The organism is Microbacterium sp. NPDC060117 (assembly GCF_042729315.1).
Lineage (GTDB): Bacteria > Actinomycetota > Actinomycetes > Actinomycetales > Microbacteriaceae > Microbacterium.
Genome location: NZ_JBHWXR010000003.1, coordinates 476531 through 490090, shown reverse-complemented (window position 1 = coordinate 490090; position 13560 = coordinate 476531). Strand labels below are relative to the sequence as shown.

Annotated in this window: 14 protein-coding genes; 10 read left to right on the top strand and 4 right to left on the bottom strand. The window is 67.0% G+C overall.

Annotated elements, in window-relative coordinates:
- Nucleotides 1–48 precede the first annotated feature (48 nt).
- The 6 genes from ACFWCK_RS13975 (at nucleotide 49) to ACFWCK_RS13950 (ending at nucleotide 5780) form a co-directional block, all read left to right on the top strand.
- The gene (locus ACFWCK_RS13975; RefSeq protein WP_233311871.1) at nucleotides 49–510 is read left to right on the top strand and encodes a DUF3817 domain-containing protein; all 462 of its coding nucleotides are present in this window, start codon (nucleotides 49–51) and stop codon (nucleotides 508–510) included.
- 204 nt (nucleotides 511–714) lie between these two features.
- Entirely contained in the window at nucleotides 715–2049 is a 1335-nt protein-coding gene (locus ACFWCK_RS13970) for an MFS transporter (RefSeq protein ID WP_378806408.1), read from the top strand.
- A gap of 96 nt (nucleotides 2050–2145) precedes the next feature.
- Nucleotides 2146–2793 (top strand): GntR family transcriptional regulator, encoded by a 648-nt coding sequence (locus tag ACFWCK_RS13965; RefSeq protein ID WP_378806407.1) that lies wholly within the window; start codon nucleotides 2146–2148, stop codon nucleotides 2791–2793.
- 40 nt (nucleotides 2794–2833) lie between these two features.
- Nucleotides 2834–3610: an aspartate/glutamate racemase family protein gene (locus ACFWCK_RS13960; RefSeq protein ID WP_378806406.1), complete on the top strand. Its 777-nt coding sequence runs from the start codon at nucleotides 2834–2836 to the stop codon at nucleotides 3608–3610.
- A 2-nt stretch (nucleotides 3611–3612) separates the two neighbouring features.
- Nucleotides 3613–5040: a dihydroorotase family protein gene (locus tag ACFWCK_RS13955; RefSeq protein ID WP_378806405.1), complete on the top strand. Its 1428-nt coding sequence runs from the start codon at nucleotides 3613–3615 to the stop codon at nucleotides 5038–5040.
- Nucleotides 5037–5780 carry an aspartate/glutamate racemase family protein gene (locus ACFWCK_RS13950; protein ID WP_378806404.1) on the top strand — a complete coding sequence of 248 codons (744 nt, stop codon included), beginning with the start codon at nucleotides 5037–5039 and terminating at the stop codon, nucleotides 5778–5780. Before ACFWCK_RS13955 ends, ACFWCK_RS13950 begins: the two co-directional genes overlap by 4 nt.
- Before the next feature lie 108 nt (nucleotides 5781–5888).
- Here ACFWCK_RS13950 and ACFWCK_RS13945 read toward each other — a convergent pair whose 3' ends face one another.
- Together ACFWCK_RS13945 and ACFWCK_RS13940 are read right to left on the bottom strand one after the other, a co-directional pair.
- Nucleotides 5889–6881, bottom strand: a complete 993-nt coding sequence (locus ACFWCK_RS13945) for a serine protein kinase RIO (protein ID WP_378806403.1) — start codon at nucleotides 6879–6881, stop codon at nucleotides 5889–5891.
- Between the two features lie 350 nt (nucleotides 6882–7231).
- On the bottom strand, nucleotides 7232–7870 hold the full coding sequence (locus ACFWCK_RS13940) for an NYN domain-containing protein (RefSeq protein WP_378806402.1): 639 nt from the start codon (nucleotides 7868–7870) through the stop codon (nucleotides 7232–7234).
- A 345-nt stretch (nucleotides 7871–8215) separates the two neighbouring features.
- On the opposite strand from ACFWCK_RS13940, the gene ACFWCK_RS13935 reads away from it, so the two are divergent.
- Genes ACFWCK_RS13935 through ACFWCK_RS13920 form a run of 4 tightly spaced genes read left to right on the top strand, consistent with a single transcriptional unit; the run spans nucleotide 8216 to nucleotide 12088 of the window.
- Entirely contained in the window at nucleotides 8216–8512 is a 297-nt protein-coding gene (locus ACFWCK_RS13935) for a hypothetical protein (protein WP_378806401.1), read from the top strand.
- Between the two features lie 20 nt (nucleotides 8513–8532).
- On the top strand, nucleotides 8533–10029 hold the full coding sequence (locus tag ACFWCK_RS13930; protein WP_378806400.1) for an N-6 DNA methylase: 1497 nt from the start codon (nucleotides 8533–8535) through the stop codon (nucleotides 10027–10029).
- Nucleotides 10026–11165 carry a restriction endonuclease subunit S gene (locus tag ACFWCK_RS13925; RefSeq protein ID WP_378806399.1) on the top strand — a complete coding sequence of 380 codons (1140 nt, stop codon included), beginning with the start codon at nucleotides 10026–10028 and terminating at the stop codon, nucleotides 11163–11165. The genes ACFWCK_RS13930 and ACFWCK_RS13925 overlap by 4 nt, the downstream gene beginning before the upstream one ends.
- Entirely contained in the window at nucleotides 11162–12088 is a 927-nt protein-coding gene (locus ACFWCK_RS13920) for a hypothetical protein (RefSeq protein ID WP_378806398.1), read from the top strand. Before ACFWCK_RS13925 ends, ACFWCK_RS13920 begins: the two co-directional genes overlap by 4 nt.
- Here ACFWCK_RS13920 and ACFWCK_RS13915 read toward each other — a convergent pair.
- On the bottom strand, nucleotides 12043–12657 hold the full coding sequence (locus tag ACFWCK_RS13915; protein WP_378806397.1) for an ImmA/IrrE family metallo-endopeptidase: 615 nt from the start codon (nucleotides 12655–12657) through the stop codon (nucleotides 12043–12045). The two genes, ACFWCK_RS13920 and ACFWCK_RS13915, sit on opposite strands and share 46 nt — an antisense overlap.
- Before the next feature lie 477 nt (nucleotides 12658–13134).
- Nucleotides 13135–13383 carry a hypothetical protein gene (locus ACFWCK_RS13910; protein ID WP_378806396.1) on the bottom strand — a complete coding sequence of 83 codons (249 nt, stop codon included), beginning with the start codon at nucleotides 13381–13383 and terminating at the stop codon, nucleotides 13135–13137.
- Between the last annotated feature and the right edge of the window lie 177 nt (nucleotides 13384–13560).

The following is a 13560-nucleotide window of genomic DNA, read 5'->3' as shown; positions in this document are numbered from 1 at the left end:
ACCGGATCCGGCTCCTTACGCTGGAGAGTACTCGACCCGAGGAGAGACGTGTTCACCACTCCTGCCCGCCTGTTCCGCGTGCTCGCGATCGCGGAGGCCATCACCTGGACCCTGCTGATCGGCGCCCTGATCGCCCGCGCCACCGGCCTGCCTCCCGTGCTGGTCACGATCGCCGGCTCCATCCACGGCTTCGTGTTCCTCTCCTACGGCGCCACCGCCGTGCTGCTGGCATTCCACCAGCGCTGGGGTGTCGGCGTCGCGATCCTCGCGATCGCCAGCGCGATCGTGCCCTACGCCACGATCCCCGCAGAGATCTGGCTGCACCGCACCGGCCGCCTCGCCGGCGACTGGCGCCTCGAGCAGAGCGACGACCCTCGCGATGCCGCCTGGTACGACCGCACGATGCGCTGGTTCCTGCGCCGCCCGTGGGTGCTCGCGCTGCTCATCGTCGCCGCGGTTGCCGTGCTGTTCGCGGTGCTGCTGCTGATCGGCCCGCCCGGCGGGAAGTGACCCGGCGCGGCCGACCGGCCGCGTCCGCGGGATCCGAAGTGCACCGCGTTCCTCCCGGGGGACGCGGTGCACTTTTTGGGATCCCAAGCCTTGACGTCGTGAACAGATCCTCCTATTCTCAGTTTGGGATCCCAATGTGGGATCCCAAACTCCGGTCGACGCGCAGGCGCGGCCGGCCTTCCCGACGAAGTGAAGGAGGACCAGGTGTCCCTTCAGAACGAAGCCACGGCGGACCGAACCGCCGAGAACAGTGCATCGCCCCGCAGCCAGGCCAAGCCCACCCGGGTTCGATGGAGGCTCTTCCTCCTCCTGCTGATCCTGGTCACGGTGAACTACATCGACCGGGGATCGATCTCCGTCGCCCTCCCGGTCATCCAGAAGGACTTCAACCTCTCGCCGGAGCTCGTCGGACTGCTTCTGAGTGCGTTCTTCTGGACCTACGCGCTCATGCAGGTCCCGGTCGGCTACCTCATCGACCGCTTCGGTCCGCGCAAGGTCGTCACGGCCTCCTGCGTCGGCTGGGGCGCGGCGACCGCCGCCTCGGGGCTGGCGGGCAACTTCATCAGCATGTTCATCGCGCGCTCCGCGATCGGCGTCACCGAGGCGGGCGTGATGCCCGCGGGCGGCAAGCTGAACGCCCTCTGGATGCACTCCAAGGAGCGCGGTCGTGGTGCGACGATCCTCGACGCCGGCGCCCCGCTGGGAGCGGGCATCGGCGGCATCCTGATCACCTGGCTCATCGCGAGCACCGGATCCTGGCGCTACGCGTTCATCATCGCCGGCATCGCGACGGTCGTGCTCGGTCTGTTCATCTGGTGGTACGTGCGCGACAACCCCCGCGCGCACCGGGCCGTCAACGCGGCCGAGGCCGAGTACATCGAGGACTCGCACCGCGAGGAGGCCGCCACCGGCCCCGTATCGACCTGCCGGGGCCTGGTGCAGTACCTGCGCTTCCGCTCGTTCTGGGCGATGTGCTTCGGCTGGCTGGGCTTCAACGGCGTCTTCTACGGCCTGCTCACCTGGGGCCCGCTGTACCTCTCCGAGGCCAAGCACTTCGACCTGAAGACAGTCGGCTGGTCGACCTTCGTGATCTTCGGCGCCGGGTTCGTCGGGGAGATCCTGGGCGGCCTGCTCGCCGACAAGCTCCGCTCCCGCGGGCACAGCGCGAACCTCGTGATGCGCTCGATGCTCGGCGCCGCCGCGCTGATCGTCACCGCTGGCCTGGTCGGAGTGACCCTCGTCGGCGACCCGATCACCGCGGTCGTGCTGCTCTCGGTGGTGCTCTTCTTCCTGCGCTGGGTCGGCCTGTTCTGGGCCGTGCCGGCCACGCTGGGCGGCCGTGAGAACGCGGGGGTGCTCGGCGGCGCGATGAACCTCAGCGGAAACGTCGCCGGCTTCATCACCCCGATCGCGGTCGGCCTCATCGTCGGGGCGACGGGTGGCTACACCTGGGCGCTGCTCTACTTCGTCGGCTCGGCGATCGTGATGGGCGTCTCGGTGCTCGCGCTCGACTACAGCAAGCGGCTCGTGCGCGCATGATCGTCCTCGTCCGTGGATCGGACTCCGCCCCGGTTCACGGACGGGGGGTGTCGCTAGGCTGGGATCCCAGAATCGGAGAAGGCGGAGGGCAGCCCCGTGGTGCAGACAGTCGAAGCCGGTCAGCGGGCCAAACCGCTGCGCGAGGTGATCAGGGACACCGTCCGCAACAGGATCTTCGAGGGGCAGTACACGCCGGGATCCCGGCTGGTGGAGCGGGACCTCGCCGCCGAGTTCAACGTGTCGCGCCTTCCCGTGCGCGAAGCGCTGCGGATGCTGCAGCAGGAGGGCCTGGTCACGGAGCCGGCGACGCGGGGATCCGTGGTCGCGACACTCGATGCGGATCAGGTGGACGACCTGTTCAGCGTGCGGATCGCGCTCGAAGTACTGGCCTGCCGGCTGGCGGCGGAGCGTGCCACCCCGGACGACATCGCCCGGCTGACCGCCCTGGTCGACCGGACGAAGGACGCCCTGGCCCGGGGGAGCCTGGCCGAGACCCACACGCTGAACAGCGAGTTCCACGACGAGGTCACCCGGATCGCGGACAACGACTTCCTCCGCACCGCGTTGGAGCCGCTGCAGGGCCGGATGCACTGGCTGTTCCGCCACGTCCGCGACCTGCCGGAGCTCGTCGAGGAGCATCAGCTGCTGCTGACGGCCATCGCCAGCGGCGACCCCGACCGGGCGGCGGCGCAATCCGCCCACCACATCGACAAGTACCGCGAACAGTATCCCGACACCGTGTGAGCTGCCGTCGGCAGTCCGGGTCGGCCGCAGGGAGGACGACATGAGACTGCTGATCATCAACCCCAACACGAGCTCGGCGGTCACGGAGCTCATCCGCGCCGAGGCGCAGCGCTCCGCGAGCCCCGACACCGAGCTGCAGGTGCACACCGCGCCCTACGGTGTGGGGTACATCGAGACCCGGCTCGAGTCGGTGATCGCGGCGGGAGCCGTGGCCGAGGTGATCGCCGCGCACGCGGGTGAGGTCGACGGCGTCGTGGTCGCCGCGTTCGGCGATCCCGGCATGCCGGCGCTCAAGGAGCTCGTGGACGTGCCGGTGATCGGCATCACCGAGGCCGCCCTGTGCGCTGCGGCGCTGCAGGGCCACCGCTTCTCGATCATCGCGATCTCGGACCGGATCACCGCCTGGTACCGCGAGTGCGTCGAGGGCTTCGGTCTCGCCGGGCGTCTCGCCTCGATCCGGTCCATCACCGAGGCGCTCGGCGGGATCGACAGCATCCAGCAGGACTTCGGCCCCACACTGGTGGCGCTCGCGCAGCGCGCGGTCGCCGAGGACGGCGCGGACGTGATCATCCTCGCCGGCGCGCCCCTCGCCGGCCTTGCCCGGGAGGTCGCCGGGCAGATCCCCGTACCGGTCGTCGACGGCATCGGCGCCGGGGTGCGACTCGCGGAGGCGGTGGTCGGGCTCGCCTCCGGCACGCACAGGGCGGGCGCGTTCGCTGCCCCGCCGCGCAAGCCCCGCCGGGGCCTCAGCCCTGCGCTGGATCGCGCGTTCGACCGTGCGCAGAACGCCACGGACAACTCGGAAGGAGCGAACTGATCATGTCGGACCTCGTCATCGCGAACGCCCGGATCGTCAATGCGGACGGCATCTCGTCCGGTCACATCGTCGTCACCGGCGGCAGGATCGACGCGATCCTCGCCGTCTCGGATCCGATTCCCGCCGCCGGCCGGGTCATCGACGCCGCCGGACGGGCGGTGATCCCCGGAGGAGTCGACGGGCACTGCCACGTCGCGCAGATCACCGGGCGGTACCGCACCCTCGACGACTTCGCCGTCACCAGCGCCGCGGCGCTCTGGGGCGGCACCACCACCATCATGGACTTCGGCATCCCGCGGGACCCCTCGGAGAGCCCCCTCGCGGCCGCGCGCAACAAGCGCGACCTGGCCAGGGCATCCCGCTGCGACGTCGCCCTGCACGGCTCCGTCGTCGCATGGGATGAGACGGTGCCCGCGCAGCTGGACGCGCTGGCCGCGATGGGAATCCGCTCGGTGAAGATGTACATGACCAACCGCGGATCGACCATGAGCGACAACGACACCGTGCTGAAGGTGATGAGGGAGATGAAGCGCCTCGGCGGGATGACGATCATCCACGCCGAGCACGATGCGATCGTCGTCGACTGCACGCAGGACCACGCCGACAGCGGCGAGATCGGCATCGAGCACCTGCACGAGACCCGTCCGGAACTCGCCGAGGAGGCCTCGGTGCGCGAGGTGCTGGCCATGGCCGAGTACGTCGGCACGCCGGTGTACTTCGTGCACCAGTCCACGCCCGGTGCGGTCGACCTCGTCGCGGATGCCCGCCTGCGCGGCGTCGAGGCGTACTCCGAGACCTGCCCGCACTACCTCCTGCTGGACGACGGCGTCTACGCGTCGCGCTTCCCCGAGTGGTACGCCTGCTGCCCGCCGATGCGGGACGCGGCGACGGTCGCGGCCCTGCGCGAGCGGTTCGCGGACGGATCCGTCGACACGGTCGCCAGCGACCACTCCTGCTACGACCTCAGTCAGAAGCGCGAACGCCGCGACGACATCCGGCAGATGCCCCACGGCCTGCCGGGGGTGGAGACGCGCATGCCCGCCGCGTTCACCGCCCTGACCGACGGGGCGCCGATCACCGACGCCGTGCTGCAGCGCTTCGCGGACCTGTTCTCCGCGGCGCCCGCCCGCATCCATGCGCTGGGAGGCAAGGGACGCATCGCGGTCGGCCACGATGCCGACCTGGTGATCTTCGACCCCGCCGAGGAGCGACGTGTCGACGGAACGGCGCTGCACATGGGCACCGACTTCTCGCCGTTCGACGGGAAGACGCTGCGGGGCTGGCCGCAGGTCGTCGTCGCAGGGGGTCGGACCGTCCTCGACGAGGACGGCTTCCACGATCCCGGCGCGATCGGGCGCTTCCTCGAGCGGCAGCCGGCGGTGCCGTCGAGCAAGCGCGCCGAGCGCGTGCTGGCAGGGAGGAGCGCATGAGCGCCGTGCCGGACGTCCTGACCGCCTCGCGGCCCACCCGGATCGGGATGATCGTCCCGTCGTCGAACACCTGTCTGGAGCCGATGACGTACCGGATCCTGGGCGAGCGCGACGACGTGACGGTGCACTCCGCCCGCATCCCGGTGACCCGCATCGCCCTCGACGCCGGATCCGACCAGCAGTTCGACGCCGCCGGGATGCGCGCGGCCGCGGAGCTGCTCGCCACCGCCGATGTGGACGTGATCGCCTGGAACGGGACCTCGGGATCCTGGCTCGGCGTCGGGCACGACGAGGCGATCGCCGCTGAGATCACCCGTGCGACCGGAGTGCCGGCGACGACGTCGACCCTCGCGTACTTCGCGGCGTTCCGGCGGTTCGGGATCACCGACATCGGGCTGCTCACGCCCTACACGGCCGATGTGAACGAGCAGGTCGCGGCGCGCTACCTCGACAACGGCGTCGCGGTCACGGGGCACACGGCGCTCGGGCTGAGCGACAACGAGTCGTTCGGCCGGGTGCGTCCCGAGGCGCTGGTGGAGCCGTCGGTCGCGCTGGCCGAGGCCCACCCGGATGCGCTGGTCTACCTGTGCACCAACCTCTACGGCGCGCCGATCGCGGCGGAGGTCGAGGCGCGCACCGGCGTTCCCGTGCTCGACTCCGTCGCGGTGACGCTGTGGCACTGCCTGGAGCTGGCCGGATCCCCGTTGCTCGACGCGCGCTGGGGACGGCTGCTCGCCTGAGGCCACGGGCGTGCTTCGCCCGTGGCCTCGTGGTCCCGCCTCGTCCCGCGGGGCGGGGCGGCCTGCAGCGCGCGTCGTCACCCGAGCGTCGGCCACCCGAGCGTCGGGCTACCCGAACGACTCCGCCACCAGCTCGCCGAACAGGGTCTCGGCGTCGACGTCGAGGCGCTGCCGGCTGAACCAGTCGCACACGTTGACGCAGTCGCGGTGCAGCAGGTCCAGGCCCTGCGGGTTGGCCACGGTGTCCACGATCTGCGGCAGGTCGATCACCACGACCCGGCCGTCGTGCACGAGCAGGTTGTACGGGGACAGGTCGCCATGCGCGAGGCCCGCTCGTGCGAAGGTCCGCATGAGCTCGGCGACCTGCGCGAACAGGTCGGCGAGCAGCGCCGGGTCGTGCCGCACCTGGGCGAGGCGGGGAGCACCGACGCCGTCCGGCGATCCGATGAACTCCATGAGCACCTCGGTGCCGCTCACCTGCACGGGGTACGGCACCGGCGCGCCGAGCTCGTGCATCCGGCGCAGCGCGTCGAACTCGGCGAGCGACCACTGCGCCGCCGCGACCTCGCGGCCGTGCTCGCTCTTCTTGGCGAGCGCCCGTGCGTCCCGGGAGTTGCGGGTGCGGCGACCCTCGGTGTAGACCGCGGAGCGGTGGAACGAGCGATGCTCCGCACCGCGGTACCGCTTGGCGGCGAGCAGGCTGCGCTGATCCGGATCGCCGGGCACGGCGCGCTCGAGGAGGAAGACGTCCGCCTCCTTGCCGGTCTTCAGGATGCCGAGCTCGGTGTCGACCGCGCCGGCGGACGTCACCACCCAGGCGGGACGCGGTTCCGGCCCGCGCTCGGTCGGCGTCGCCGCAGGCCAGGTGGTCCAGCGCTGACCGTCGACGAGCTCGACGTCGGCGAAGGCGAGGCCGAGATCGTCGTCGTCGGCTGCGGAGAGGAAGAAGGAGTCGGCCTTGCCCGAGGGGGCGGGGCCGAGCAGGGAAGAGGCATCCGAGGATGCGGAGGAAGGGATCACGAGAGGCTCCGGGTCGGGGCCGCTCACGACGAGGATCGGGCGGGCGGCCTCAGGGAAGAAGGTCGGCGAAGGGCGCGACAACAGAGATGTTCATCGTCAGCTCCTTCCCTCGGATCCCGGGGCGATCCCGGCGTCCGCCGAGTCTACGGGGCGACGCAGCCACGTGTCGAGGGTGGGCGTTGCCGTGCGAAAGGTGGAGGTCTAAGGCAGGTGGGTGCCGCCCCCTCGCTCCTAACGCTGGAAGCACCCGACTCGAGGAGAGACGTATTCGCCACTCCCGCCCGGACTGTTCGCGATGTCGCCTGGTACCGGGCCGCACCGTACGCTTGTTCTCGCACCGGCCTGGGTGCTGGCGCTGTTGTTGCTGATCGGCCCGCCCGGCGGCTCGCACTGGGACTCGGATTCAGTGGCGATCAAAAGGCCGACGACGGTCAGGTCCAGTAGGCGGGGCGCTGGAAGACTTGTCCGTCGACTTCGAAGCGGTCTGGCAGCTGAAGTCGCTTGATGCGTTTGCGATCCACGTGGAATGAAGCGGGCATCAAGTTCTTCAGATGCTTGGACACGCGATTCGGAGGAAAGGCGGCAGCGACGAACAGTCTCGCACCGATCGTACCGACGGCTTTCACCGCGGGAACGAGGTCGCTATCGGCGCTAACGAGGATCGCCGTGTCCATGTTGTGGAGGGCTGCGTCGGCCACCAGCGAAACGGCGATGTTGACGTCGGTCTCCTTCTCCTCATAGTGCGGGTGGGTGTGACCGCATTTGAAGCATGAGATCTGCTTCTTCTGATAACGCCCCATGATGGGAATGAACTGCGTCGGGTACTTCGCGCGGAGCGCTTCGATGTAGTGAGCCTGGCGACTCTGCCCATCGGGGTTGTCGAGCACAGGGGCGCTGAAGTACTTGACCGTCATTAGCCGCTGCTTCGGGCGGAAGCTCTGCGCAAGCGCGACGAGATCCAACCAGTGCGCCGCGCGCCCGAATTCGTCGTGCATGCCGTGATAGAGGTTGAATCCGTCTACATACACGATCAAACGCTCAAGAGGCTTCTCCGGCACCGGCGGCTCCATTTGATCAGCTTAGGCGAGCGACCGGACACGCCCGACGTGACTCCCTGGTCCTGTGTCGGCGGATCCACCTATACTGAAACCACCACCCCAGGTTGTTCCGTGCAGCCTGGCCCGACGCCCCGCCTCGTGCGGGGCGTCTTTGTTCAGAAGGCGCATCCATGAGGCCTGACGACGCTATCGAGGGCGCTGCGGGCTCCCTGAGCCTGTCGAAGGGGCAGAGGCGCCGCGGGATCTGGATCCGCGTTGTCGGTCGTGCGAGGGTGACGATAGTCCGCGCCACCGAGCCCGGAGCCCGTCATACCGGTGCCGGAGATCCGCTCTGACGTTCTGCATCCCGGTGCGCGCGTGCAGTTCCACGACCGCTTCCGCACCAAGGCCCGGCCGCAGGTCGAGGATGCCGGGTTCCGCGTGGTCCGCGCGTCGCCGAGCGAGCACGACGTCGTCTCCTACGTGCTCATGCACGCGTTCGACTCACCCGTGCAGCGCGAGGAGGAGGACCGTTTCTACGGCGGCGCGCTGTGGCGAGAGGGGTACCGGGAAGAAGTGCTCGCGATGATCGCGACCTACAAGGAGGTCGTGCTCCCTGGATACGGCGGCGATCGGCGCGCTCGCACCCTGAGAGCTCGCGATACGCTCGAATGACGTGAGCGAGAGGACGCCGGGTGATCACGGGAGAGCTGCGCAGCAAGGTTGATCGCGTCTGGGACGCGTTTTGGTCGGGCGGGATCGCCAACCCGGTCGAGGTGATCGAGCAGATCACGTACCTGCTGTTCATCCGCAGGCTCGACGAGATCCACACCGTCGAGGAGCGCCGGGCGAATCGCACGGGCGAGTCGATGCGGCGACGCGTGTTCCCGTACGGCGACGACGTGGATGCCCGTAATCCGCGTCCTTACAACGACATGCGCTGGAGCGTGTTCACGAACCGGTCTCCGCAGGAGATGTTCGAGATCGTCGACGAGCATGTCTTCCCGTTCTTGCGGCGGATGGGCGCTGAGGGATCGAGCTACGCCCGGAACATGAAGGATGCCCGGTTCACGATCCCCACGCCGGCTTTGCTGGCGAAGGTCGTCGATCTACTGAAAGACATCCCGATGGAGGATCGGGACACCAAGGGCGACATCTACGAGTACATGCTCAGCAAGTTGGCGACGAGCGGCACGAACGGGCAGTTCCGCACCAGCCGGCACATCATCAAGCTGATGGTTGATATGACCGCCCCGAGGCACGACGACCGGATCATCGACCCGGCGGTCGGTACGGCCGGCTTCCTCGTGTCGGCGGTGGAGTACCTGCTGGCGCACCACCCCGAGGTGGAGACGGATGCCACGGCGCGCGAGTTCTTCCGCACGAAGGCGTTCACTGGGTACGATTCGGATGCGGCGATGGCGCGCATCGCGAGCATGAACATGCTGCTACACGGCGTCGACGAGCCGGTGATCGAGCGCGCGGACTCGCTGGCCGAAGGGCATCCGGCCGCGTCGGACTACACGCTGGTGCTGGCGAATCCTCCGTTCGCGGGGAGCCTCGACTACGAGACGACGGCCAAGGATCTGCTGCAGGTCGTGAAGACCAAGAAGACCGAACTGCTGTTCCTCGCGCTGATGATCAAGCTTCTGCGCAACGGCGGCAGGGCAGCGGTGATCGTGCCTGACGGGGTTCTGTTCGGCTCATCGAACGCTCACAAGGCGTTGAGGAAGATGCTCGTCGAGGAGCACAAGCTCGATGCTGTGGTGAAGCTGCCGAGCGGAACGTTCAAGCCGTACACCGGGGTCTCCACGGCGATCCTGTTCTTCACGAAGACATCCTCCGGTGGAACTGACGACGTGTGGTTCTACGACGTGCGCGCCGACGGCTTCACGCTCGACGACAAGCGCACCCCGATCGAACAGAACGACCTCCCGGACGTACTCGCCCGCTGGAACGCGCGGGACGCTGAGGTGGAGCGACTCCGCACCGATCAGTCGTTCCTGGTACCCAAGTCAGAGATCGCCGCGAACGGCTACGACCTCTCGATCAACAGGTACAAGGAGATCGAGCACGAGGAGGTCGAGCACCGCGCGCCCGAGCAGATCCTGGACGAACTGGATGCCTTGGAGCTGGAGATCCAAGACGGGTTGAAGAAGCTGCGGGAAAAGCTCGCCGGGGCGGGTGAATGATGGTCCGGCTGAGTGAACTGGTGCGATCTACCGGGGATCGCGCCGGAGCCGACGTATCGCTCCCGGTCTATTCCGTGACCAAGCACCGGGGCTTCGTTCCAAGCCTTGAGTACTTTAGCAAGCGAGTCTTCGGCAAGGATCTGCAGAGGTACAAGGTCGTCGAGCCGGGCCAATTCGCGTACGCCACGATTCATCTCGACGAGGGGTCGATCGGTATCGCGCCCGAGCGCGCGCTCGTGAGCCCGATGTACACGGTGTTCCAAGCCGATGAGCGTCGTGTGGAATTGCGATACCTCTTGCGATACCTGAAGTCGCCGGCAGCCCTCGTTCAGTATCCGAAGTTTGGGAACGGGACAGCAGAGCGCCGGAAGAGCATCCCTTTGTCGGCACTCGGAAGACTGGAGGTCCCGCTCCCGCCGCTGCCCGAGCAGCGCCGCATCGCCGCGATCCTCGACCATGCCGATGCCCTACGTCAGAAGCGATACGAGCAGCTTGCGTTTCTCGATGAGGCAACTCGCCGTCAAGTCCAGAGCATCCTCGACCGCGCGTTGGAGTTTCGATCGCTGAAGGATTTGCTGGCGGAACCGCTACGGAATGGAGTGTCGCCTTCGCGGAGCGGCACCATCGAGCAACGAGTCCTCACCCTGTCGGCAATCACGCGTGGACGATTTGATCCGAGCCAGAGCAAGATCGACCAGTTCGCAAAGCTGCCGGCCGACGACAAGTGGGCGCGCAGGGGCATGATCCTCGTCTGCCGCGGTAACGGCAACGCGGAACTGGTTGGGCGCATGGTCGCGGTCGATGCGATCGAGGGCGATGTGATCTTCCCCGACACCATGATCGCATCGCGTGTTTCGTCACGAATCTCGATTCCGACACTGCTCGCTGCTTGGCGTACCGACGCGGTACGCACTCAGATACGCGCGGGCGCAAGAACGACGAATGGCACCTACAAGATCAATCAACAGTCGCTCGGGGGCGTCCTTGTACCTGTCCCCTCCGCCGAGGATCAGGCACGCATTGATGCGATCGACCGCGAACGCGCGGTTACGAGGGCGGCGTTGTCGGCGTCAGCAAACGGACTCGACGCGCTCTTCGCATCAATCCAGCACCGAGCGTTTCGGGGTGAACCGTGACGAACGCGGACCAAACCGAAGGATCGCCGTCTCCACTTCAGGTGGCTTTCGCGGTGCCTGAGGACATGGGAGGACGCATTTTCGCGCAACCCACTTTCCGGGCAGGAGACCTGGGAGCAATCTGGTCGGCGTTCCTGGACGAGGTCCTTCTGAAATCCTGCACTGACGAAAGGGCGACTGACGACATCTTCGGCGACCTTCTCCGCGAGTTGTCGAACCTGGTGCGATTCACGGTGACACCAGAGCGGATCGCCGAGGTCATTGACGATCCGCAAGCATCCGAGATGCTTCTGCGCGGCACCCGCGCGGATGACTTCGTTTCGGAGCTTGCGCTCGTTGAGTTTGTGCAACGCTCGTTTGAGACCTTGGAGGAGGGGTCGGGAGAGGCCTTGGCGGGCGCATACAAGGACGACGCGGAGCAATTCTTAGTCCGCCACGGAGCGAGATACGCGGTCGCGGGGGCGATGCAACTCGTGCCGTCGCTGTCCGGCGTGTTTCACGATCTTTTGCATCAGGTCAGCAAGCTTGCTGGTCGAAACGCGGCAGCCGCCAGTGCGCTTTACGACGCGAAGCTCGCGTTAGCGGACACGCGTGACGACATGTCGCCGAGCCGCATCAGGACACTTATTCACAAGCAGGTTAGCTTCTTGGAAGCGGCCGCGGCGCAACCTGGGGCTCGTGCGAATCCCCTCGGCGAGCGGATAAAGCAGCTTGATTCGTGGCCGCACGTGACGGTGCGCGACTCGCTCAGCAAGCTCTATGGGTTCGCTTCTGACTACCCCGGGATACGTCACGCAGGAAATCCGGCATCCGTGTTGCGCGAACTCGATGCGCGCGACGTCACAGGGATAACTGTTGCCCTCCTCAGCTATGTGCCCTACCTGATCGCGGATAGTGACGATGGCCCGGACGAGGATGTTTGAGCGACCGGTCGATGGATCAGAATCGTGAGGGTGCTCGCCAGATAGCGACGCGCCAATTGCTCGAGCATCTCCGGTAGCTCTCGAGAACTGTCGAACTGCGCGCGAAGGTCAGCTCGCGGCACAAGCGCATCTGAGGCAACGGCATTGCACCAGCATTCGATGTCGGACTGTGCGGCAACGTCCCAACCCTCTTCATCTCCGACTCCGCTCTCACTGCGCGCAACCTGCACGTACTCATGAAGGAAGGTGAAGATCTGACCACTCAAGGAGTCATCATGGGCGGTGACGAAGATCAGCGGAGCGAACGGATCAGCCAGCGCGAACCCGCGAAACTCGTCTCGATCGAGCATTCGGTGATTGTCGTTGCCGACCATGGTCGTGAAGACCGCAATGCCGCCTAGCTGCTCGAACGCGTGCCGCAGATGATTACGCGCATCTTCCCGGCTCATTCGCGCGCGATCCGTGACGGTGAACCGCAGATCCTCGATGATGGCCGCGGCGGCCTCTTCGACCGATCCTCTGTCGGGAAGCCGCGTGACTCGGGCTTCGCCGAGGTCATGGGCTACCACGTACTCACGAAACCAGTCCTGACGGAGCTGGCTTGTCTCGATGACTTCCAGCAGGTCCTGGCTGGATCCAAGCTTCGCCCACCAGCGCCCATTCGATAGTCGGGGATGGGCAGTTCAGACGTGGGCGGTTCCTCCAAGAAGAACGCGCCGAACGGAAGATGGGTGAAGGTGGCGAGCTCCTCAACCTGGTGGATGGTTGGACTTTTGGCGGCGTCCATCCACTGGTGCCAAGCCGGGAACCGCTTCTCGAACGCACCGGGTTCACGGCCGGAACGCTGAACCGCCCAGAGGAGCACATCAGGACTGACGGCAACGCCGACGGACATGACTCACCTCTTCCGCGATCTCGTTGCAATCGAGCGTAGTCCGAGCAACCGACACCCCGTCGTAGTGGGGCAGGGTAGTGGCCAGCATCACGTTCGTCTGAAGACGTGCGCTGTTGTCGATGGCCACCACCTTGATGGCCGCAGAGAGAGTTCAGGCGCGGATCAGCGCGTAACCACGCCGCATCGACTTCTGGAGATTCTCGCGCAGTTCACGGGCGACGAGATCCTTCAGATCCGGGGGCAGGACGCAGCCGCCTCCCGCGCCGCCGCCGAAGCTGCCGTGGCTCGGGTGCGGGCAGCGCAGCTCGGGCGGAACACCGCGATCCACCGTCACACAGACATCGTGCTCGTGGCCGCCGCAGATCACCTTGGTTAGAACCATCGAATTGGGGTTGCTCATGAGAGCTCCGTTCCGGAGCACGGTCCGTTCAGTTGGCGGGTGACGGTTTCGGCGCCCGACTGCCGCGCCGTGCTGGGCAGTGGACCAGGATGACAGAAGTCACCGACATTCATCGCCAAGCCCGAATGTCGGAGGCTACGCGTATGCTGATCGACTCGGCCAGAATGGCAGAGTCGG